We start from the raw sequence: 18,519 nt of genomic DNA, 5'->3' as shown, positions 1-18,519 counted from the left end.
TTGTTACAAACTTATTTTCTATCATAAGGAAGACATTGGGAAAATAGGTTTTATTTCTTACGGAAACTCCGTATACCTTAATTAGTAATAACTAATTGGTGTACGGAGTTTTTTTTATACCAATTTTAAAAACATAAAAAATGAAAAAATTCATTAAAAAAAGTCTCATTGGACTATTAACAATTGGTGTTTTAACTGTAATTCTAATTTTCTTTTTCCCTCAAGTACTATACGTATCTGCATTAGGACAAAAAATGCTCATGAAAATGGAAGGTGAACAAGTTGCTGAATTCTATTTTAAGGAAAACCAAACAAGTAAAGACACTCTTTACATGAAAGGAATTATATATAGTAATACACTTACTGATATAAAAAAAGTATTAGATAACAATTCACAAATAACAACAATTACTATGGTTAATGTTGGTGGATCTATTGATGATGAAGTTAACTTGGTAGCATCTCAAGAAATTAGAAAACGTAATATAAACACCTATCTTCCAAAAAATGGAATGGTAGCTTCTGGAGGAACAGATATGTTTTTAGCTGGAACTAAAAGACAAGTACATCCAACAGCTAAGCTAGGAGTTCATTCTTGGTCAGGTGGAGATAAAGTTGCTTTAGATTTTCCTAAAGAGCATGAAGAACATAAAAAGTATTTAAACTACTATAAAGAAATGGAAATCCCTACTGATTTCTATTGGTACACTCTTAAAGCTGCTCCTGCTGATGGTATTCACTGGATGACTTCAGAAGAAATTATTAATTATAATATTACAACAGATACGAAATCAGAATTACTGAGTTTACAAGAAAAACTCTCTTCTAATGAATTTAAAGGTAGAGGGACAGGAAACAATCAACTAGCTCAAGATTTAATTACTACTTACTTTGAAAATGTTGGGTTAAAGAAATTTAACAACACCTATAATTCTCCTTTCACCTTCATTAATAAAAAAACGACTAAGAAACGAGAAGGGACAAACATCATTGGGTACATAAAAGGAAAAAAATATCCAAACAAATATATTGTTATTGGTGCTCATTATGATCATTTAGGTATTGTTAACGATACTATTTATAATGGAGCTGATGATAATGCATCGGGTACTGCTGCATTATTAGTTTTGGCAAAACACTTCAAAAGTCATCAGCCAGAACATTCTATCATTTTTGCAGCTTTTGATGCTGAAGAATTAGGATTACATGGCTCTAAGTTTTTTGTTGAAAATCCACCAATACCTTTAGAAGATATTCAATTGAATTTTAATTTTGATATGATTAGTCGTAATCCAAAAAACGAAATTTATGTTGTAGGTACTTATCCATATCAACAATTTAAATCTTTGGTTGAAAAAGTAGCAAAAACAAGTTCTTTAAAAGTGTCTTACGGACATGATAATCCTAATGATAAAACGAAAGATTATTGGATGTTCTCATCAGATAATGGTCCATTTCATAAAAAAGGAATTCCAAACATCACTTTTAGTGAAGAAGATCATCCTAGTTATCATAAACCAACAGATGATTTTGAAAATATAAATCCTACGTTTTATAAAAATGTTGTGAAACTAATTCAAAAGACCATTGAAAATATAGATCAAAATTTCCCAACTAAATAATTCATCAAAGTGGTACATAAAAAAGATATTGAGATCGCTTATAAAAATATTAAAGATGATATTTTAAAAACACCTTTAGTACACTCTCCAAAATTGAGTGCTATTTCTGGCGCGAATGTGTATTTAAAAATGGAACATTTACAGATAACAGATTCATTTAAAATACGAGGTGTTCTAACGAAATTAAAGAGTATTAACAAAAAGGACTTTAACAAAACCTTTGTAGCAGCTTCAACAGGAAATCACGCAGCAGCATTTGGATATGCTTCAGATAAATTTGGATTTAAAGGGAAGTTATTTTTACCAAAAAACATTAGAGAAGAAAAATTAACAGGAATTTCTAAATATGCTTTTGAAACCGTTTTGTACGGAAATTCTAGTATGGAAACTGAGCGGAAAGCAAGAGAATATGCTAAAGAAATTGATGGAGTTTTGATTCACCCATATAATGATCCAGAAATTATAAAAGGGCAAGGAACAATTGCTATTGAAATAGCAGAACAATTTCCTGAAGTAGATACGGTTATAGTTCCTATTGGTGGTGGTGGACTTATTTCTGGAATTTGTTCTTATTTTTCAGAAAACAAAAATGTAACTATTGTAGGTAGTCAACCAATAAATGCTTCAGAAATGGAACAATCTATAAAAATAAATAAAATTGTTTCTCCAAGTAAATATAGTACGATTGCTGATGCAGCTGCAGGAGGAATAGAAGAGAACTCCTTAACATTTATTATTTGTAAAAAACACCTTTCTCATGTTGAAACAATTAAAGAAGAAGATATAAAAAAAGCAGTAGCCTTTTTATATAAATTTCATGAAACAACAGTAGAACCTACTGCTGCATTACCAGTTGCAGCATTATTAAATGGAGATAAATATCGCAATAAAAATGTGGTAGTAGTTTTAACAGGAAAAAAAATAAACAAACAATTATTAACTGAAATAAACAAAAATTATGGCGACTGTTATTAATTTAGAAGAAATAAAATCCATACTAAAAAACATAGATATAATAGCTGCTATGGAAGAAGGATTCATTCAATATAGTAATGGAAATACAGTAGTTCCTCCTGTTGGAGAATTATTATTTGAAAAACCTAAAGGAGATGCACATATCAAATACGGATATATTAAAAATGATGACTATTATGTAATTAAAGTTGCATCTGGATTTTATGATAATGTAAAATTAGGAATTGCTTCTAGTCAAGGATTAATGTTATTATTCGATCAAAAAACAGGAGTTCCAAAAGCTATTTTATTAGATGAAGGGCATTTGACTGATATTCGTACAGCAGCAGCAGGTGCTTTAGCGGCAAGGTATTTTGCTCCAAAAAAAATAAAAGCAATCGGAATTATTGGAACTGGAATACAAGCAAAATTACAATTACAGTATCTTCAAAAACATACTCCTTGTTCTTCTATTTGGATTTGGGGAAGAAACAAAGAGAATGTAAAAAAGTTTGTTCAAGAACTTGGTACTGATTTTAATATTCAAATTGCAGAATCACCTTCTGAAATCGCAAAAAATTGTAACCTTATAGTAACTACTACACCTTCTGAAATCGCTTTATTAAAAGCAGAAGATATTCAAGTAGGAACACATATTACAGCAGTTGGTTCAGATACAGAACATAAACAAGAATTAGAAAGTGAATTACTAAAAAAGGCAGACATTGTTATTGCTGATAGTATTCCACAGAGTAAAAGTAGAGGTGAAATTTATAAAGCTGTTAGTGATGGTAAAATTTCAGAAAATACAGTCATTGAATTAGGAACTGCAGTTCAAGATTTAAAATTACAACGAACAAGTGAAGATCAAATTACAATTGTTGATTTAACTGGAGTAGCTGTACAAGATATTATGATAACTAAAGCGGTGTATAACGGCTACTTAAAAAATAAATAAAATGCTTCAATTTGTTAGTAATAAAGGAGGTGGAAAACCTGTTGATTTTGAAACAGCAATATTAGATGGTTTTGCTCTTGATGGAGGATTATATGTTCCTGAAATATTGCCAGAAATTAAAGAAGAGCAATTAAAAGAATGGAAAGATTTAAGTTATGTAGAATTAGCTTTCGAAATCCTTTCTTTATTCATAGATCGCTCTATTATTTCCGAAAATGAATTAAAAGGCATACTGCAAACGGCCTATGCTCCTTTCGAAAAGAAAGAGATTATTCCATTATATAAAATAAAATCTAGAAAAGATACCTATATTATGGAGTTGTTTCATGGTCCAACAATTTCATTTAAAGATGTAGGGTTGGCTTTTTTAGTGAATTTGATTAATTTTTTTTTAGAACGAAAAAAAGAGCACCTTACTCTTGTTGTAGCTACCACAGGTGATACCGGTCCAGCCACAGCATATTTTGCAGCGGGAAAATCAAATATAGATGCCTGGGTGTTATACCCTAAAGGGTTAATTACTGAAGAACAAGAACGCCAAATGACCACCTTACAGCAAGCGAATGTTCATCCTGTTGGTGTATCAAACTGCCCTGATGGTGGTGATGATTTAGATGCAGTAATAAGTAAGCTATATGCTAATAAATCATTTAAAGAAAAGCTAAAATTATCAAGTGTTAACTCTATTAATTGGGGACGTGTGATGATGCAAACTGTTCATTATTTTTATGGATATCTACAAATAGTTGATACCGTTGGTGAACAAGTTAATATGTCAGTACCTTCTGGTGGGTTTGGTAATTTATGCGCTGGCGGACTAGCCCGTAAAATGGGATTACCTATAAAGTATTTAGTAGCTGCCAATAATAAGAATGCTTGTTTACATCGTATATTTTCAGAAGGAAGATTTACCAAAGAAGAAATCATTGAAACACCTTCTTCTGCAATAGATATTTTAATTCCGTTTAATTTTTGGAGGTATTTATATTTCTGTATAGATAAAGATACTGAAAGGATAAAAAAATGGATGGATGAGTTTAAAACTACTGGAAATGTAACATTCGATAAAGAAATTTTTGAAAACTATAAAAAAGGATTCCTTTCAAACAGTTCTTCTGACCAGGAAACACTAAATATAATTAATGAAATTTACACTGCTGAATCTTATTTATTAGATCCGCATGGGGCAGTATCATTAAATGCTACTGATGTTTTAAAAAATGTTTTAGGTAATGAGAAATTGATTTGTTTGGCTACTGCACATCCATCAAAATTTCCTGAGGTAATAAAAAAGGCACTATCCATTTCTGTTCTACCTAAAGCAGGTACACATCAAAGTATAGAAAATGAAAAACGCCTTTGTGAAAAAGTTCATTTATGCAATCATGAATATTTAGAAGAAGCTCTTATACATGCAATGGAAACAAATTGGGATTTAACAAAAGGAAAATAATATGGCACAGTATACAGTTTTAAATGATGAGAGCATACAAACCATTTTAATTCATTACGGTATTGAAAAAGTAACTTCTTATAAAATATTAAGTGGTGGTTCTGAGAATACTAATTATTTAATAAACACAAATGGTAAAGCGTTTGTATTAACAGTTTGTGAACAAAAGTCAGTTCAAGAAGCAGAAGAATTAGCTTCTTTATTAAACTATCTTGAACGTAATAATTTTAGTACTTCAAAATTAGTAAAGGCAAAAACAGGAAAACTTACTGTAACATTTAGTAATAAACCTATTATACTAAAAGAATTTATTGAAGGTGATATACTACAGGATTTTCCTGATAACCTACTAGTTTATTTAGGTGAAGAGTTAGCTAAGCTACATCAAGTAAAAGTACCTAATTATGTTCCAAAAACTTTAAATTATGGTAGTATAGATCGTTTTGATGAAGTACAGGTTTACGCACCAGATTCTTCTTTTTATAAATGGTTAAAAGAGGTAAAAACCTATATCAAAAAATACATATATCCAGAACTACCAAAATCATTGATACATAGCGATATTTTTTACAGTAACATTATTGTTAGTGATGACCTAAAAACTGGTACTATTATGGATTTTGAAGAAGCTTGTTATTACTATCGTGTATTCGATATTGGAATGATGATTGTTGGAACTTGCTGTCAAGAAGAAACAATAAACCTACATAAAGCTAAAAAATTACTTAAAGGATACCAGCAAAACATAAAATTAAAAGAAGTAGAAATTGAAGCTCTACAAGCTTTTACAATTTACGGAGCAACTGCAACTGCTTTTTGGAGGCATCAAAACTTCAATTATATAAATGTTATACCCTCAATGAAAAACCATTATGTTTCAATGAAAAATTTGGCTGATTCAATATTAAGTATTTCTATTAATGAATTTAAAACTGTATTTAATAAATAACTTGCCTAAAACACAAAAAAGAGACTGTCATAGCTTTTGAAACAGTCTCTTTTATTCTTTTCTTTTTCAATTTGAAGTTTTAAAAACTTCGGTTTTGTGCTCTTTATGCACTTAGTTTAATAGCAAATTCCCCACTTATTTGTTTCCTAACATTAATAATTCATTACAAACTACCTCTGTTACATATCGTTTATTACCTTCTTTATCATCAAAAGAGCGTGATGTTAATTTCCCTTCAATAACAACTTCGTTTCCTTTTTCTAAATATTTTTCAATGATTTCTGCTGTTTTGTTCCAAGCTACAATATTGTGCCATTGTGTATCTGATACTTTTTCTCCTGAAGAGTTCTTGTACGTTTCATTAGTTGCTATTGAAAATTTAGCTAGTTTTTTACCACTTTCTAAAGTGATAATTTCTGGATCATTTCCTAAGTTTCCAATTAACTGTACTCTGTTTTTTAGTGCGTTCATATTATTATTTTTTTCGTTAAACAGTTAAGATTTTGTCATTCATATTAATTGACTCTGCAAAGATGCAATACAAACCAAATCATAATAGGTTAGTAAACATTTGTTTTCGTTTGTAAATGAATGTAATCGTTTAATTATTTTTAATATATTTGTTTTCAAACAATTAAAAATGAGTTCAAAAAAATGTTTAGAGTGTAATGAAAAAGTAGTTGGACGAATTGATAAAAAGTTTTGTTGTGATTATTGTAGAAATGCATATAACAACAAAGTAAATAAAGAAAGTAAAAATCTAATTCGAAATACCAACAACCGGTTACGAAAAAACTATAAAATTCTTTCTGAACTTAATACTTCAGGAAAAACAAAAACAACTAGACGAAAATTATTTGATAAAGGTTTTGAATTCAAATTTATCACCTCTATATATATTACAAAAAAAGGAAGTACTTATTTTTATGTATATGATCAAGGTTATTTAGAGTTAGAAAACGAATGGTTTTTGTTGGTTAAACAAGAATAACTGAAAACCGTATATTACAAATTCAACTTAATTATTTTTAATTTCTTTAAATTATTCTTTATGCCTTTATCAGGAAAGTCATCTATCATTATCTTTGTAATTCTTTCATTTGCCATAATAGTTTTCTTGTTTATTTATTACAGTAAAAAACAAATAATAATAAGAACACTAAAAAAAATACCCTTTACAAGAATTGGCAATATACAGACCAATCGATTAACTAAAACAACTGGTAAAGCCCATGCTATAGAAGAACCACTTATTGCCCCATATAGCAAAAGAAATTGTGTTTTTTATACTATAAAAATTGAGCAAGAAAAAAAGAATGGAAAAAATTCACACTGGGAAAACTTAGTTAATGAGGAAAAAATTCAATCATTCTTTATAGAAAAGAACAGCGATTTAATTATGATTAATCCTACACAAAATCCAAAAAACTATAAAAGCTATTTAGTTGTTGACAAAAAAGTAACTTCAGGAACCTTTAATGACGCTTCCCCTAAGTTTGAATCTATATTAAAACAATACGATATTAAAAGTACTGGGCTCTTTGGTTTTAATAAAACATTACGTTATACAGAGGCTATCATTGAATTAGGTGAAGAAATAACTGTTGCTGGAATAGCTAAATGGAAAAATTTAGATAAACCAATACCTGGTTATTCTTATTCAAAAATTGCAACACTTATCAGTAATCAGAAACAAAAATTAATTATTACTGATTTACCAAAAGAAAAAGTTTCAAAAACATCCTAGTTACTTCCAGGTATTTCCTTTAAGTTTCATCGCCGCTTTTAATATATCTTTCTGACTTATTTGTCCTACCAATTTTCCATTTTCAACAATAGGAAACCTTCTACGTTTAGACTCTAAAAATTTATTAACTGCATCAAAAACATTCATATTACCATCAATTGTTTCTACTTCTTTAATCATTGCCTTACCTACAGTATTATTTTTATCCATTGGTAAATTATAATACCTACTTTCAGATATTTGTTTCATACAATCTCCCTCCGAAATAATTCCTATTAGTTCATTGTTTTCATTTACAACAGGACCACCAGATATTTTATTCTCAATTAAGGTTTGTATTACGTTTTCAATTGGCTCAGATTCTTTAAATGAAATAATTGTAGTTGTCATATAATCAGAAACCAAAATTGGTTCAGTTTCTTTTTTTTCAGCGTTAGTTCGTTTCCCTTGAAAGTTAATTATCCCCATAATAGTTATTTAAATTTACTAAATATACTGATTTTTAATAACTTACGTTTATTTCTAGAAAAGGTATTATTTAACTAAATTTATAACATAAAAATCCTCTATGAGATCAACAAATAAATTTTGGGCTATTTTAATAATAGCATTCACTATTTTTTGGGCTTTTAATGATAGTATTCCAACAGTGTCATCAAAAGTAACCACAGATAAAACTAAGTTTTCGTTAGATAATGCATTATATCATTTAAAAAACATTTCTAAGAGACCACATTATACAGGAAGTAATGAACATAAAGAGGTTCAGAATTATATTATAAATGAATTAAAAAAACTTGGCTTAAGTTCAGAAATTCAAAGTCAAACTGCTATAAATAAAAAGTGGAAAGCTAGTACCACTACTGAAAATATAATAACCAGGATTAAAGGTTCAGAAAATGGTAAAGCTTTATTATTATTAACTCACTATGATTCTAATCCACACTCATCAATTGGAGCAAGTGATGCTGGATCTGGTGTAGTAACAATATTAGAAGGAGTTAGAGCTTTTTTAGCAAAAAAAGAGAAAGTAAAGAATGATATTATTATTTTATTTTCTGATGCTGAAGAGCTAGGTTTATTAGGAGCACAAGCATTTGTTGAAAATCATCCTTGGTCCAAAGATATTGGGTTAGTATTGAATTTCGAAGCTAGAGGTAGTGGAGGTTCTAGCTATATGTTAATGGAAACAAATGGTAAAAACAAGAATCTTTTATCTGAATTCATAAAATCAAATCCAAATTACCCAGCTGCAAACTCATTAATGTATAGTGTTTATAAAAAATTACCTAATGATACTGATCTAACTGTTTTTAGAGAAAATGGAAATATCAATGGTTTTAACTTTGCTTTTATTGATGATCATTTTGATTATCATACTGAGCAAGATTCTTACGAACGATTAAACAAAGAAAGTCTTTTACATCAAGCAGATTATTTTACAAGTTCACTTAATCATTTTTCAAATATTGATTTAACACTTTTAGATAGTAATGAAGATTTTGTTTTTGTCAATTTTCCTTTAATCAAAATGTTATCATATCCTTTTTCATGGGTTTTTCCAATGTTAATTCTTGCATGCCTACTTTTTTTAATAGTTTTTACTATTGGGCTAAAACGTAAGAAAATAACGTTTAAAGGATCTTTGAAAGGTTTTATACCATTTGTGTTAAGTTTAATTATTTCTAGCGTAATTAGCTTCTTATTATGGAAATTATTAGTTTTTATAAACCCTCAATATAATGATATACTTCATGGTTTTACCTATAATGGATATCAATATATTGCTGCCTTTAGTTTTTTAACTTTATGGATACTTTTCAAAATATATAGTTATTTTAAAAATGAAAAGACTATTGATTTATTCATTGCTCCAATAGTAGTAGGTTTAATCCTAAATATTTTTATATTTCAAAATTTAAAAGGAGCCGCTTTTTTAATTATTCCTGTATATGCTTCTATTTTAATACTAAGTATTTTGGTTTTTATGAATGTTCGAAAAGAATCTAAAACAATTCTTTTTGCAATTATATCTATACCTACAATATATATAATTATACCAATGGTTCAATTATTCCCTGTTGGTTTAGGCTTAAAAATGCTATTTATTGCTTCAATATTAATAACATTAGTATTTGGCTACTTACTTCCTATATTTATTCAAATAAAGAATAAAAGTATACTTCAGTTTTTAAGTGGTCTTACTGCTATTACTCTTTTTTTTATTGCTACAGTTAATAATGGGTTTTCAATTGATAAAAAGAAGCCTAATAGTTTAGTTTTTATCCAAAATTCAGACAATAATACTTCGTATTGGGCTACATATAACAATGTGTTTGATAGTTATGTATCCCAAGTTTTCAATTTAGACTATACTGAAGGAAACATTCCTGAATCCGAAGGTAAAAGTAAATATAACACACGTTATACGCACTATAAGAAAACTGAGAATAAGAATATCCCTATATCAAAAATTGAAATAGATATTGATACTATTATAAATGAAAAAAGAGAAATAAGTTTTACCATATTTCCTTCAAGAAAAATTAATAAATATGAATTGTACAATACAGCTCCTATTTCTATTTATAGCTTTTGCATAAACGGTGTTTTATATAATCAAGGAAAGTCTTTTGAGGCTAATAAAGGAACACTTTTAATATATCAAATGGCAAACTCAGATAAAGAATTATCAATCTCTTTAACATTAGATAAAGATTCAAAACCTACTATTATTTTAAACGAAGTTTCCTATGATTTGCTATCAAACCCTAAGTTTAATTTAAAACCTAGGAATGAAACTATGATGCCAATGCCTTTTGTTACAAATGATGCTATTATTACTTCTAAAAAAATAAAGTTGTAATACATAAAATGGCTTGATAAATTGAAATTTATCAAGTCATTTTATGTATTTGTTCTATGAAATTCTATATTCTATTAATCAATTTGCGAAACACGTAATGTGTTTACCATTCCTTTGGCTTTTACAGGCATAGATGATAAATTAATCATAAAGTCACCTGCTTTAACAAATCCTTTCTCTTTAGCTATTTCATTAATATCTTCTACGGTATCATCAGTACTTAAATTTCTATCGTAATGATAAGCCCTAACACCCCATAAAAGATTCAACTTTCCTAAAATTCTTTTTTCAGATGAAAACGCTAACACATGAGATTTTGGTCTCCATGCAGAAATTTGAAAAGCAGTATACCCGCTATTAGTTAACGTAGTTATTGCTGAAGCTTTTATATCATCTGCCATTAAAGCCGCATGATGACATACAGATTTTGTAATAAAACGATTTGTTCTAATATGTGGTGGAGCTTGTGGAACTTCAATAAGATCAGAAAATTCAACACTTTTTATAATTTCACTCATTTTTTGAATAACTCTTATAGGATGCTTTCCTACAGAGGTTTCTCCTGAAAGCATTACTGCATCCGCACCGTCCATAATAGAATTTGCAACATCATTAACCTCTGCTCTTGTAGGAACAGAGTTATCTATCATAGTTTCCATCATCTGAGTAGCAATAATAACTGGTATTCTTGCTTGCTTAGCTCTTCTTACCAAGCTTTTTTGAATCAATGGTACATCTTGCATTGGAACTTCAACTCCTAAATCACCACGTGCAACCATAAGTCCATCACAGTAGGGTATCAAAGCATCGATATTTTCAACAGCTTCTGGCTTTTCTATTTTAGCTATTACAGGAACTCTATAACGAGATTTTTGCTTTATTAAATCGCGTAAAATTCTTAAATCTTCAGGTGTTCTAACAAAAGAAAGTGCTACCCAGTCAACTTCTTGATCTAAAGCAAAAACAACATCTTTTTTATCTTTTTCAGTAAGAGCTGGTAAAGATATTTTTGTGTTTGGTAAATTAACTCCTTTTTTAGATTTCAAAGGTCCACCAACAATTACTTTAGTGTCTACACTTTTGTTTTTATCTGTTGAAACTACTTCGAACAACAATTTTCCATCATCCACTAAAATTTGTTCACCTTCTTTAACATCTTTAGGAAAACGTTGATATGTCATATAAGCCTTTTCTTGTGTACCTATACATTCTTCAGTTGTAAACGTAAAAGCATCTCCTGCCTTTACCTCTACTCCTTCCTCCATTATACCAACACGAAGTTTTGGGCCTTGTAAATCAGCTAATATGGCTACATTATACCCTCTTTCTTCGTTAATTTCTCTAATTTGTCTAATGCGCTCTTTTACTGTATCATAATCTGCATGTGAAAAATTTACTCTAAATACATTCACACCCTTTTCAGCCATTTCTGCTAAAATTTCTTTAGTATTTGTTGCTGGTCCTAAGGTTGCTACAATTTTGGTTTTTTTGTTATGTGGCATATGCTAAAAAATTAAAAAATCTTTAGATTTTAACGTATCAACTTCTATTTGATATGATGTTATTACTTGAGGTATTTGCTTTATTTTGTTTATAGCATTTTCTATAAACGTGCATTCAAAATCCCCCTCTATTTTTATAAAATAATCAACTTTTTTCTTTTCAGGAACAAGGTAATTTGTCACAGTATTTTCTGTAAACAGTCCTATTTCTTCTGATTTTATTTTATGTTTACTTACATTATTTATTAAAAACCAATTATGATCTGACTTTAAGTTTAAATATTCATATACAGAAAATGATGTTTTCACATCATTTTTACTTTTAATATCTAGGCAATAATTCGCTTTTTTAAATAAGCTATTTAAAATACCATTTAAAAGATATGCTAATTTATAATCATTTAAAGTAGTATGGATTCCAATTAATATATACTCATTAGTATCAAAGTCATTAAAATCCAGCTCATAAACAGGCATAAAACACTGATTAGTTTTTTGCTAAGTTAGTAAATGTATCTATATTACAATGTGAAATTAACGAAAAGCTTTTCGTTGAAAAGTTAAGCACTCTACATTTTATCTTGCATGGTATAATATACTCTCTTAGCTGCAATTTCTTCAGCTTTTTTCTTTGAAGTAGCCCTTCCTTTAGCAACCATTACTCCATCGATACTTATCCTAACACTAAAATGTTTTTTACTTTGATTACCTGTATCTTCGTATGAGTCAAAACTATATTTCTTTTTATTTTTTTGACACCATTCTATTATATAACCTTTATAGCTAGATATTTTACCTTCTAACCTTTCAATATCTACATAAGGTAATATTACCTGCTCATAGATGAATTGATCGCAGTAATTATATCCTCTATCAAGGTATATGGCACCAATTAATGCTTCAAAAATATTTCCATGAATATTATTACTAACTTGATTATTAGCAATATTACTTTTTACGAATCTAATAAGGTCTAAATCTTTACCTAATGTGTTTAGATGTTCTCTACTAACAACTTTCGATCTCATTTGAGTAAGATAACCTTCATCACCTTTAGGTACTTTCTTATATAAATAAGAAGCTATAACTGTACCTAAAATAGCATCTCCTAAAAATTCAAGACGCTCATAATTTATAGGATTACCTTTCTTATCTACCATTTTTAAAGACCTATGAGTAAACGCTTTTTTATAATGCGATAACTTTATAGGTTTAAAATTAAGCAGTTCTTTTAATTCGTAGTAAAAGTCTTCATCCTCTTTATTCTGGGGTTTAACTATTCTACGAAGAAAATTCATATGAGATTAATCTAGTTTTTTGAAAACAACACAAGCATTATGCCCTCCAAATCCAAAAGTATTACTCATTGCTACTTTAACATCTCTTTTTTGAGCCTTATTCAAAGTTAAGTTTAACTCTGAATTAATATTCTCATCTACATTATTATGGTTAATTGTAGGAGGAATAACTCCATGCTCCATAGCTAAAATTGAAGCTATAGCTTCAATAGCACCAGCAGCACCTAACAAGTGACCAGTCATAGATTTTGTTGAATTAATGTTAATGTTTTTAGCATGATCTCCAAATACTTCAGAAATAGCCTTTAATTCAGCTACATCACCCAACGGAGTAGAAGTACCGTGAGTGTTAATATGATCTACATCTTCAGGTTTTAAACCTGCATTTTCAAGGCAATTTTTCATTACAGCAATTACACCAATACCTTCAGGATGTGGTGCTGTCATATGATGTGCATCAGAAGATAAACCACCACCTACAACTTCAGCGTAAATTTTAGCACCTCTTGCTTTAGCATGCTCATATTCTTCTAAAATAATAGCACCTGCTCCTTCTCCTAAAACAAAACCATCACGTTCAGCATCAAAAGGTCTTGATGCAGATTCTGGAGTTTCATTTCTTGTTGATAAAGCATGCATTGCATTAAAACCTCCCATTCCTGCAATAGTTACCGCGGCTTCACTACCACCAGTAACAATAACATCACAATGTCCAAGTCTTATGTAATTTAACGCATCAATCATAGCATTAGCTGATGATGCACATGCAGATACTGTTGTATAATTAGGCCCCATAAATCCATTTTTAATAGATATATTTCCTGGAGCGATATCTGCAATCATTTTTGGGATAAAGAATGGATTGAATTTAGGGGTTCCATCACCTTTAGCATAATTGAATGCTTCGTTCTGAAAAGTTTCTAAACCACCTATTCCTGCTCCCCATATAACGCCAACTCTTAACTTATTAACGTCATCTAGATTTAACTTTGCATCAGCTATGGCTTCATCTGAAGCTACCATTGCATATTGTGTAAATCTATCCATTTTACGAGCATCTTTCCTATTCATGAAGTCAGTCACCGTAAAATTCTTTAACTCACATGCAAAACGAGTTTTGAACTTGGCAGCATCAAAATACGTTATAGGTGCTGCTCCGCTAACTCCGTTAACTAAGCTATTCCAATACTCATTTTTATTGTTTCCTATTGGCGTTAATGCGCCAAGTCCAGTTACTACAACTCGCTTTAATTGCATATAATTCTTATTTTTTTGCGTCTTCTATATAGCTAACCGCTTGACCTACTGTTCCGATGTTCTCAGCTTGATCATCTGGAATTTGAATATCAAATTCTTTTTCGAATTCCATAATTAACTCAACAGTATCTAATGAATCTGCTCCTAAATCGTTTGTGAAGCTTGCTTCGTTAGTTACTTCGTTATCGTCTACTCCTAATTTATCTACGATAATTGCTTTTACTCTTGATGCAATGTCTGACATAATTTTATAAGTTTTAAAATTTAAAATCGGGGCAAAAATACAAATCTTAAGTTTTAATTCTAATTTTTGTCCAAATAATGTGATGTCTAAAATAAAAAAAATACTTGAATCTTTTATTATATAGCTCATCATTGTTAATAATTATTCTTTTTTTTGCAGTAACAATACAACTTAATCAGTATGAAACGTATCGTAATTTTTGCTTCTGGATCTGGTACCAACGCCGAAAACATTATTAAATATTTTCAAACTTCTAAACATGCAGTAGTTACTCATGTGCTTTCTAACAATGAACATGCCAAAGTTTTTGAACGTTGTGAACGGCTTGATATCGACGCTTCATTGTTTGATAAAGAGAGCTTTACAAAAGATGACACTGTGCTGAATTTTTTACAGGTTGAAGCTGACATTATTGTTTTGGCAGGTTTTTTAAGAAAAATACCTTCTAAAATTGTAGAAGCTTTTCCTAATAAAATAATAAATATACATCCTGCTTTACTTCCTAAATATGGTGGAAAAGGAATGTATGGCATGAATGTTCATGAAGCTGTCAAAAAAAATAATGATTCTGAAACTGGTATCACAATTCATTATGTAAATGAAAATTATGATGAAGGAGCTATCATTTTTCAAGCAAAAACAGAGTTAAATAGTAAAGATACACCTGAATCTATAGCAAAAAAAGTTCATATTTTAGAATATGAGCACTTCCCAAAGGTAATTGAAAGCGTAATTTTAAAAAATGGGTAAAAAAAAATATTATGTTGTTTGGAAAGGCAAGAAAACTGGAATTTTTTCTTCTTGGTCAGAATGTAAGAAGCAAATCCATTCATACGACGGTGCACAATACAAAGCTTTTATAGATAAAAAAGAAGCTGAAATAGCATTTAAAAAAAGCTATAGTGACTACAAAGGTTTAAACACCAAGAAAAAAGTTTTATCAAACAGTGAGAAAGAGAAATATGGAACACCTATTTTAGAAAGTATTTCGGTAGATGCTGCGTGTGCAGGAAACCCAGGTATAATGGAATACAGAGGTGTTTTGACACATAATAAAAAAGAAATTTTTAAAATGGGGCCTTTTAAAAACGGCACAAATAATATTGGTGAGTTTTTAGCATTAGTTCATGGAATAGCTTTACTAAAAAATAAAAAAATAAAAAATATTCCTATTTATTCAGATTCAAAAATTGCTATTAGTTGGGTTAAAAAAAAACAATGTAAAACAAACGTTCAATTTAATAATACCAATAAAGATATTTTAGAGTTAATAAAACGAGCAGAAAGTTGGTTACATAAAAACCCTGTAGAAGTAACTATTTTAAAATGGGAAACGAAAGCATGGGGAGAAATTCCAGCTGATTTTGGTAGAAAATAAAAAATCCGAGTACATATATACTCGGATTTTTTATCTATTTGAAATAAATTAAGTGCTATTTAACTGCAATCTTAGTATCATCTTTCCAATTCTGAACACTAGCTATTGCATTGTTTTCATAATCAATCTCTTTTAATCCATCCTTTTGCCACATAAACCACTTTCCAACTTTTTTACCAGCTTTATAGTGAGCTATTGCAGTTTTATTACCTTCTTTACTAAAAGTAATCCAAGTGCCAGTTAATTTCTTATCTTTAAAAAAACCTTGTTCTTTAACCTTTCCATCTTTATAAAAATAAGTAGCTTTAACTAAATCTCCTGCTTTCTCAAACTTAGGTCCTACCTGTGCTTGTAATACTGAAACAGCTAAGATACAAGCTAAAATAATTATTTTTTTCATGTCTATCATTTTAATCATTAACACTAACATTACAAATATATATATAATTTTACACTTAAACAACAATTACATAACATTAAATTAACATTAGGTCTTTTTCCCTATTTTTTGTACTTTTACAAGTAAGTATTAATCATAAAAAAAATTATTATGGCTGTAATGAAAGTTATTGAGATTTTAGCTAACTCTGACAAAAGTTGGGAAGAAGCAACAAGAAAAGCAATTAAACAGGCTTCTAAATCTGTTAAAAACATTAAATCTGCTTTTGTACAATCTCAAAGTGTTGTGGTAAATGATGATGAAGTAAGTGAATTTAGAGTAAACTTAAAAGTTACTTTTGAAGTAAAGTAACTACATAAATACTAACTACTATTGGTGCGATTTTGTATTTACAAGGTCGCATTTTTTTGTTACGAAGAATTTAATCTAGCTATTTGACTTCATAAATAAGTAAGCTCATAATATTTCTCTGACAAATATTATATAGAAATACAACTCAAAGTAATAACTCAATTTTAAAAAATCGTGACAAAATAACAAAAAGCTTTGTGTATGTTTGTATAAACAGCACTTACAAGCTTTTCTTCCTGAAAAATAAAAAAGCAACTATTTTAAATTAAAAACAATTAAAAATGAACTATTTATCACTCTTCTTAGTTGGCTTTATCGCCGTAATTCACATTTACATAGTAATACTAGAAATGGTACTATGGACAAAACCTAAAGGTATAAAGGCTTTCGGTTTAAAAAACAAAGAGTTTGCAGTAGAAACTAAAGTTTTAGCAGCAAATCAAGGTTTATACAATGGTTTTCTTGCCGGTGGTTTAATATGGTCTATAATCTCTCAAAGAACAGATGTAGCAATCTATTTTATAATCTGTGTTTTTATTGCTGGAGTTTATGGAGCGTATTCTACTAAAAAATCAAAAATATTTTTTATACAATCAATACCAGCTTTAATTGCTCTTTTAAGCATATTTATCTAAATTTTGAATATTACCTAACTACTACTATTCACTAAATATTATTTAAACTTAATTATTAAATTTATTAAAGAAAATGGAACAGTATACTGAAAAATTTAAAGAACTGTTAATTAACTACACTCCGAAACTTTTAACAGCACTAGCAATCTTAATTGTTGGACTTTTTGCTATAAAACTAATTGTAAAAGGGAGTAAAAAAATAATGAAGAAGCAAGATGTTGACATAACGCTTCAAAAATTTTTAGGCGACTTATTTAGTTGGGCTTTAAAAGCATTACTTTTCGTTACAGTTATTTCAAAATTAGGAGTAGCAACAACATCATTTGCTGCAATTATTGGTGCAGCTGGTTTAGCCATTGGTTTAGCTTTACAAGGATCTTTATCTAATTTTGCTGGTGGTGCCTTAATAATGATATTTAGGCCATTTAAGGTTGGTGACTTAATTGAAGCTCAAGGCATTGTTGGTGTTGTAAAAGAAATTCAAATTTTTACAACTCACATTAATACTCCAGGTAATAAATTAGCTATTATACCAAACGGCTCATTGTCAAATGGAAATATCATAAATTATACAGCTGAGGGAAAACTACGTGTTGATTTAACTTTTGGTGTTTCTTATGATGCAGATATTAAAAAAACCAAAGATGTTTTAATGAATGTATTAACTTCAAATCCAAAAACATTAAAAGATCCTGCTCCTACAGTAAATGTATCTGAATTAGCTGATAGTTCTGTTAACTTTGCAGTGCGTCCATGGGCAAATACAGCTGATTATTGGGATGTATATTTTGAAACTACTGAAAACGTTAAAATCGCATTAGATAAAGCAGGTATAGAGATACCATATCCACATGCTGTTGAGATACAGAAATAATTCTTACATTTGGTTAACTAAAAACATAAAT

Annotated in this window: 21 protein-coding genes; 13 read left to right on the top strand and 8 right to left on the bottom strand. The window is 29.2% G+C overall.

The annotated features are described in order from the left end of the window. Window positions 1-140: 140 nt before the first annotated feature. From ACKTTQ_RS15235 to ACKTTQ_RS15215, 5 genes are read left to right on the top strand one after another with little or no spacing between them, the layout of a single operon-like run. Window positions 141-1,622, top strand: coding sequence for a M20/M25/M40 family metallo-hydrolase (locus ACKTTQ_RS15235; protein WP_408049713.1), 1,482 nt, complete (start codon window positions 141-143; stop codon window positions 1,620-1,622). 9 nt (window positions 1,623-1,631) lie between these two features. Then, window positions 1,632-2,597, top strand: coding sequence for a pyridoxal-phosphate dependent enzyme (locus tag ACKTTQ_RS15230; protein ID WP_158530819.1), 966 nt, complete (start codon window positions 1,632-1,634; stop codon window positions 2,595-2,597). Beyond that, window positions 2,581-3,534 carry a Rossmann-fold NAD(P)-binding domain-containing protein gene (locus tag ACKTTQ_RS15225; protein WP_408049712.1) on the top strand — a complete coding sequence of 318 codons (954 nt, stop codon included), beginning with the start codon at window positions 2,581-2,583 and terminating at the stop codon, window positions 3,532-3,534. The genes ACKTTQ_RS15230 and ACKTTQ_RS15225 overlap by 17 nt, the downstream gene beginning before the upstream one ends. 1 nt (window position 3,535) lies before the next feature. Then, entirely contained in the window at window positions 3,536-4,987 is a 1,452-nt protein-coding gene (gene thrC, locus ACKTTQ_RS15220) for a threonine synthase (protein WP_408049711.1), read from the top strand. A gap of 1 nt (window position 4,988) precedes the next feature. Next, window positions 4,989-5,936 carry a phosphotransferase gene (locus ACKTTQ_RS15215; RefSeq protein WP_093869797.1) on the top strand — a complete coding sequence of 316 codons (948 nt, stop codon included), beginning with the start codon at window positions 4,989-4,991 and terminating at the stop codon, window positions 5,934-5,936. 135 nt (window positions 5,937-6,071) lie between these two features. On the opposite strand, the gene ACKTTQ_RS15210 is transcribed toward ACKTTQ_RS15215, so the two are convergent. Then, window positions 6,072-6,407: a single-stranded DNA-binding protein gene (locus ACKTTQ_RS15210; RefSeq protein WP_299133267.1), complete on the bottom strand. Its 336-nt coding sequence runs from the start codon at window positions 6,405-6,407 to the stop codon at window positions 6,072-6,074. Window positions 6,408-6,576: 169 nt separating this feature from the next. On the opposite strand from ACKTTQ_RS15210, the gene ACKTTQ_RS15205 reads away from it, so the two are divergent. Next, the gene (locus tag ACKTTQ_RS15205; RefSeq protein ID WP_408049710.1) at window positions 6,577-6,927 is read left to right on the top strand and encodes a hypothetical protein; all 351 of its coding nucleotides are present in this window, start codon (window positions 6,577-6,579) and stop codon (window positions 6,925-6,927) included. A gap of 60 nt (window positions 6,928-6,987) precedes the next feature. Beyond that, window positions 6,988-7,683, top strand: coding sequence for a hypothetical protein (locus ACKTTQ_RS15200; RefSeq protein WP_408049709.1), 696 nt, complete (start codon window positions 6,988-6,990; stop codon window positions 7,681-7,683). Here ACKTTQ_RS15200 and ACKTTQ_RS15195 read toward each other — a convergent pair whose 3' ends face one another. Continuing rightward, complete coding sequence (locus tag ACKTTQ_RS15195) at window positions 7,684-8,151, bottom strand: CBS domain-containing protein (protein WP_113786105.1); 468 nt, start codon at window positions 8,149-8,151, stop codon at window positions 7,684-7,686. Between the two features lie 100 nt (window positions 8,152-8,251). Here ACKTTQ_RS15195 and ACKTTQ_RS15190 point away from each other — a divergent pair, with 100 nt between their 5' ends. After that, window positions 8,252-10,549 carry a M20/M25/M40 family metallo-hydrolase gene (locus ACKTTQ_RS15190; protein WP_408049708.1) on the top strand — a complete coding sequence of 766 codons (2,298 nt, stop codon included), beginning with the start codon at window positions 8,252-8,254 and terminating at the stop codon, window positions 10,547-10,549. Between the two features lie 74 nt (window positions 10,550-10,623). Here the strand turns inward: ACKTTQ_RS15190 and pyk are convergent, their stop codons facing one another. From pyk to ACKTTQ_RS15165, 5 genes are all read right to left on the bottom strand, one after another. Further along, entirely contained in the window at window positions 10,624-12,051 is a 1,428-nt protein-coding gene (gene pyk / locus ACKTTQ_RS15185) for a pyruvate kinase (protein WP_408049707.1), read from the bottom strand. Between the two features lie 3 nt (window positions 12,052-12,054). Beyond that, window positions 12,055-12,528 carry an IPExxxVDY family protein gene (locus tag ACKTTQ_RS15180; RefSeq protein WP_113786108.1) on the bottom strand — a complete coding sequence of 158 codons (474 nt, stop codon included), beginning with the start codon at window positions 12,526-12,528 and terminating at the stop codon, window positions 12,055-12,057. Window positions 12,529-12,620: 92 nt separating this feature from the next. After that, window positions 12,621-13,349, bottom strand: a complete 729-nt coding sequence (gene rnc, locus ACKTTQ_RS15175; RefSeq protein WP_093869785.1) for a ribonuclease III — start codon at window positions 13,347-13,349, stop codon at window positions 12,621-12,623. Between the two features lie 6 nt (window positions 13,350-13,355). After that, on the bottom strand, window positions 13,356-14,606 hold the full coding sequence (gene fabF / locus ACKTTQ_RS15170; protein ID WP_093869784.1) for a beta-ketoacyl-ACP synthase II: 1,251 nt from the start codon (window positions 14,604-14,606) through the stop codon (window positions 13,356-13,358). 7 nt (window positions 14,607-14,613) lie between these two features. Next, window positions 14,614-14,850, bottom strand: coding sequence for an acyl carrier protein (locus tag ACKTTQ_RS15165; protein ID WP_093871978.1), 237 nt, complete (start codon window positions 14,848-14,850; stop codon window positions 14,614-14,616). Window positions 14,851-15,030: 180 nt separating this feature from the next. Here ACKTTQ_RS15165 and purN point away from each other — a divergent pair, with 180 nt between their 5' ends. Further along, entirely contained in the window at window positions 15,031-15,600 is a 570-nt protein-coding gene (gene purN, locus ACKTTQ_RS15160) for a phosphoribosylglycinamide formyltransferase (RefSeq protein WP_113786109.1), read from the top strand. Then, on the top strand, window positions 15,593-16,228 hold the full coding sequence (locus ACKTTQ_RS15155; RefSeq protein ID WP_408049706.1) for a ribonuclease H1 domain-containing protein: 636 nt from the start codon (window positions 15,593-15,595) through the stop codon (window positions 16,226-16,228). Before purN ends, ACKTTQ_RS15155 begins: the two co-directional genes overlap by 8 nt. 55 nt (window positions 16,229-16,283) lie before the next feature. On the opposite strand, the gene ACKTTQ_RS15150 is transcribed toward ACKTTQ_RS15155, so the two are convergent. Beyond that, entirely contained in the window at window positions 16,284-16,628 is a 345-nt protein-coding gene (locus ACKTTQ_RS15150) for a toxin-antitoxin system YwqK family antitoxin (protein ID WP_113786111.1), read from the bottom strand. 150 nt (window positions 16,629-16,778) lie between these two features. Here ACKTTQ_RS15150 and ACKTTQ_RS15145 point away from each other — a divergent pair, with 150 nt between their 5' ends. From ACKTTQ_RS15145 to ACKTTQ_RS15135, 3 genes are all read left to right on the top strand, one after another. Beyond that, the gene (locus ACKTTQ_RS15145; RefSeq protein WP_093869781.1) at window positions 16,779-16,979 is read left to right on the top strand and encodes a dodecin family protein; all 201 of its coding nucleotides are present in this window, start codon (window positions 16,779-16,781) and stop codon (window positions 16,977-16,979) included. Window positions 16,980-17,260: 281 nt separating this feature from the next. After that, entirely contained in the window at window positions 17,261-17,614 is a 354-nt protein-coding gene (locus tag ACKTTQ_RS15140; protein ID WP_408049705.1) for a DUF1304 domain-containing protein, read from the top strand. Between the two features lie 73 nt (window positions 17,615-17,687). Continuing rightward, complete coding sequence (locus ACKTTQ_RS15135) at window positions 17,688-18,488, top strand: mechanosensitive ion channel family protein (RefSeq protein WP_408049704.1); 801 nt, start codon at window positions 17,688-17,690, stop codon at window positions 18,486-18,488. Window positions 18,489-18,519: the final 31 nt, after the last annotated feature.

Origin of the sequence: Tenacibaculum halocynthiae (genome assembly GCF_964512825.1) — a bacterium.
Lineage (GTDB): Bacteria > Bacteroidota > Bacteroidia > Flavobacteriales > Flavobacteriaceae > Polaribacter > Polaribacter halocynthiae.
This window is presented reverse-complemented; position numbering and strand designations above follow the sequence as displayed.

What these genes read in the sequence shown, in the direction of transcription:
- fabF (WP_093869784.1), bottom strand. Translation starts at nt 14,606, where the DNA reads ATGCAATTAAAGCGAGTTGTAGTAACTGGACTTGGCGCATTAACGCCA.
- thrC (WP_408049711.1), top strand. Translation starts at nt 3,536, where the DNA reads ATGCTTCAATTTGTTAGTAATAAAGGAGGTGGAAAACCTGTTGATTTT.
- ACKTTQ_RS15225 (WP_408049712.1), top strand. Translation starts at nt 2,581, where the DNA reads ATGGCGACTGTTATTAATTTAGAAGAAATAAAATCCATACTAAAAAAC.
- ACKTTQ_RS15180 (WP_113786108.1), bottom strand. Translation starts at nt 12,528, where the DNA reads ATGCCTGTTTATGAGCTGGATTTTAATGACTTTGATACTAATGAGTAT.
- ACKTTQ_RS15135 (WP_408049704.1), top strand. Translation starts at nt 17,688, where the DNA reads ATGGAACAGTATACTGAAAAATTTAAAGAACTGTTAATTAACTACACT.
- ACKTTQ_RS15235 (WP_408049713.1), top strand. Translation starts at nt 141, where the DNA reads ATGAAAAAATTCATTAAAAAAAGTCTCATTGGACTATTAACAATTGGT.
- ACKTTQ_RS15215 (WP_093869797.1), top strand. Translation starts at nt 4,989, where the DNA reads ATGGCACAGTATACAGTTTTAAATGATGAGAGCATACAAACCATTTTA.
- ACKTTQ_RS15140 (WP_408049705.1), top strand. Translation starts at nt 17,261, where the DNA reads ATGAACTATTTATCACTCTTCTTAGTTGGCTTTATCGCCGTAATTCAC.
- ACKTTQ_RS15190 (WP_408049708.1), top strand. Translation starts at nt 8,252, where the DNA reads ATGAGATCAACAAATAAATTTTGGGCTATTTTAATAATAGCATTCACT.
- ACKTTQ_RS15165 (WP_093871978.1), bottom strand. Translation starts at nt 14,850, where the DNA reads ATGTCAGACATTGCATCAAGAGTAAAAGCAATTATCGTAGATAAATTA.
- pyk (WP_408049707.1), bottom strand. Translation starts at nt 12,051, where the DNA reads ATGCCACATAACAAAAAAACCAAAATTGTAGCAACCTTAGGACCAGCA.
- ACKTTQ_RS15195 (WP_113786105.1), bottom strand. Translation starts at nt 8,151, where the DNA reads ATGGGGATAATTAACTTTCAAGGGAAACGAACTAACGCTGAAAAAAAA.
- purN (WP_113786109.1), top strand. Translation starts at nt 15,031, where the DNA reads ATGAAACGTATCGTAATTTTTGCTTCTGGATCTGGTACCAACGCCGAA.
- ACKTTQ_RS15210 (WP_299133267.1), bottom strand. Translation starts at nt 6,407, where the DNA reads ATGAACGCACTAAAAAACAGAGTACAGTTAATTGGAAACTTAGGAAAT.
- ACKTTQ_RS15205 (WP_408049710.1), top strand. Translation starts at nt 6,577, where the DNA reads ATGAGTTCAAAAAAATGTTTAGAGTGTAATGAAAAAGTAGTTGGACGA.
- ACKTTQ_RS15145 (WP_093869781.1), top strand. Translation starts at nt 16,779, where the DNA reads ATGGCTGTAATGAAAGTTATTGAGATTTTAGCTAACTCTGACAAAAGT.
- ACKTTQ_RS15200 (WP_408049709.1), top strand. Translation starts at nt 6,988, where the DNA reads ATGCCTTTATCAGGAAAGTCATCTATCATTATCTTTGTAATTCTTTCA.
- ACKTTQ_RS15155 (WP_408049706.1), top strand. Translation starts at nt 15,593, where the DNA reads ATGGGTAAAAAAAAATATTATGTTGTTTGGAAAGGCAAGAAAACTGGA.
- rnc (WP_093869785.1), bottom strand. Translation starts at nt 13,349, where the DNA reads ATGAATTTTCTTCGTAGAATAGTTAAACCCCAGAATAAAGAGGATGAA.
- ACKTTQ_RS15150 (WP_113786111.1), bottom strand. Translation starts at nt 16,628, where the DNA reads ATGAAAAAAATAATTATTTTAGCTTGTATCTTAGCTGTTTCAGTATTA.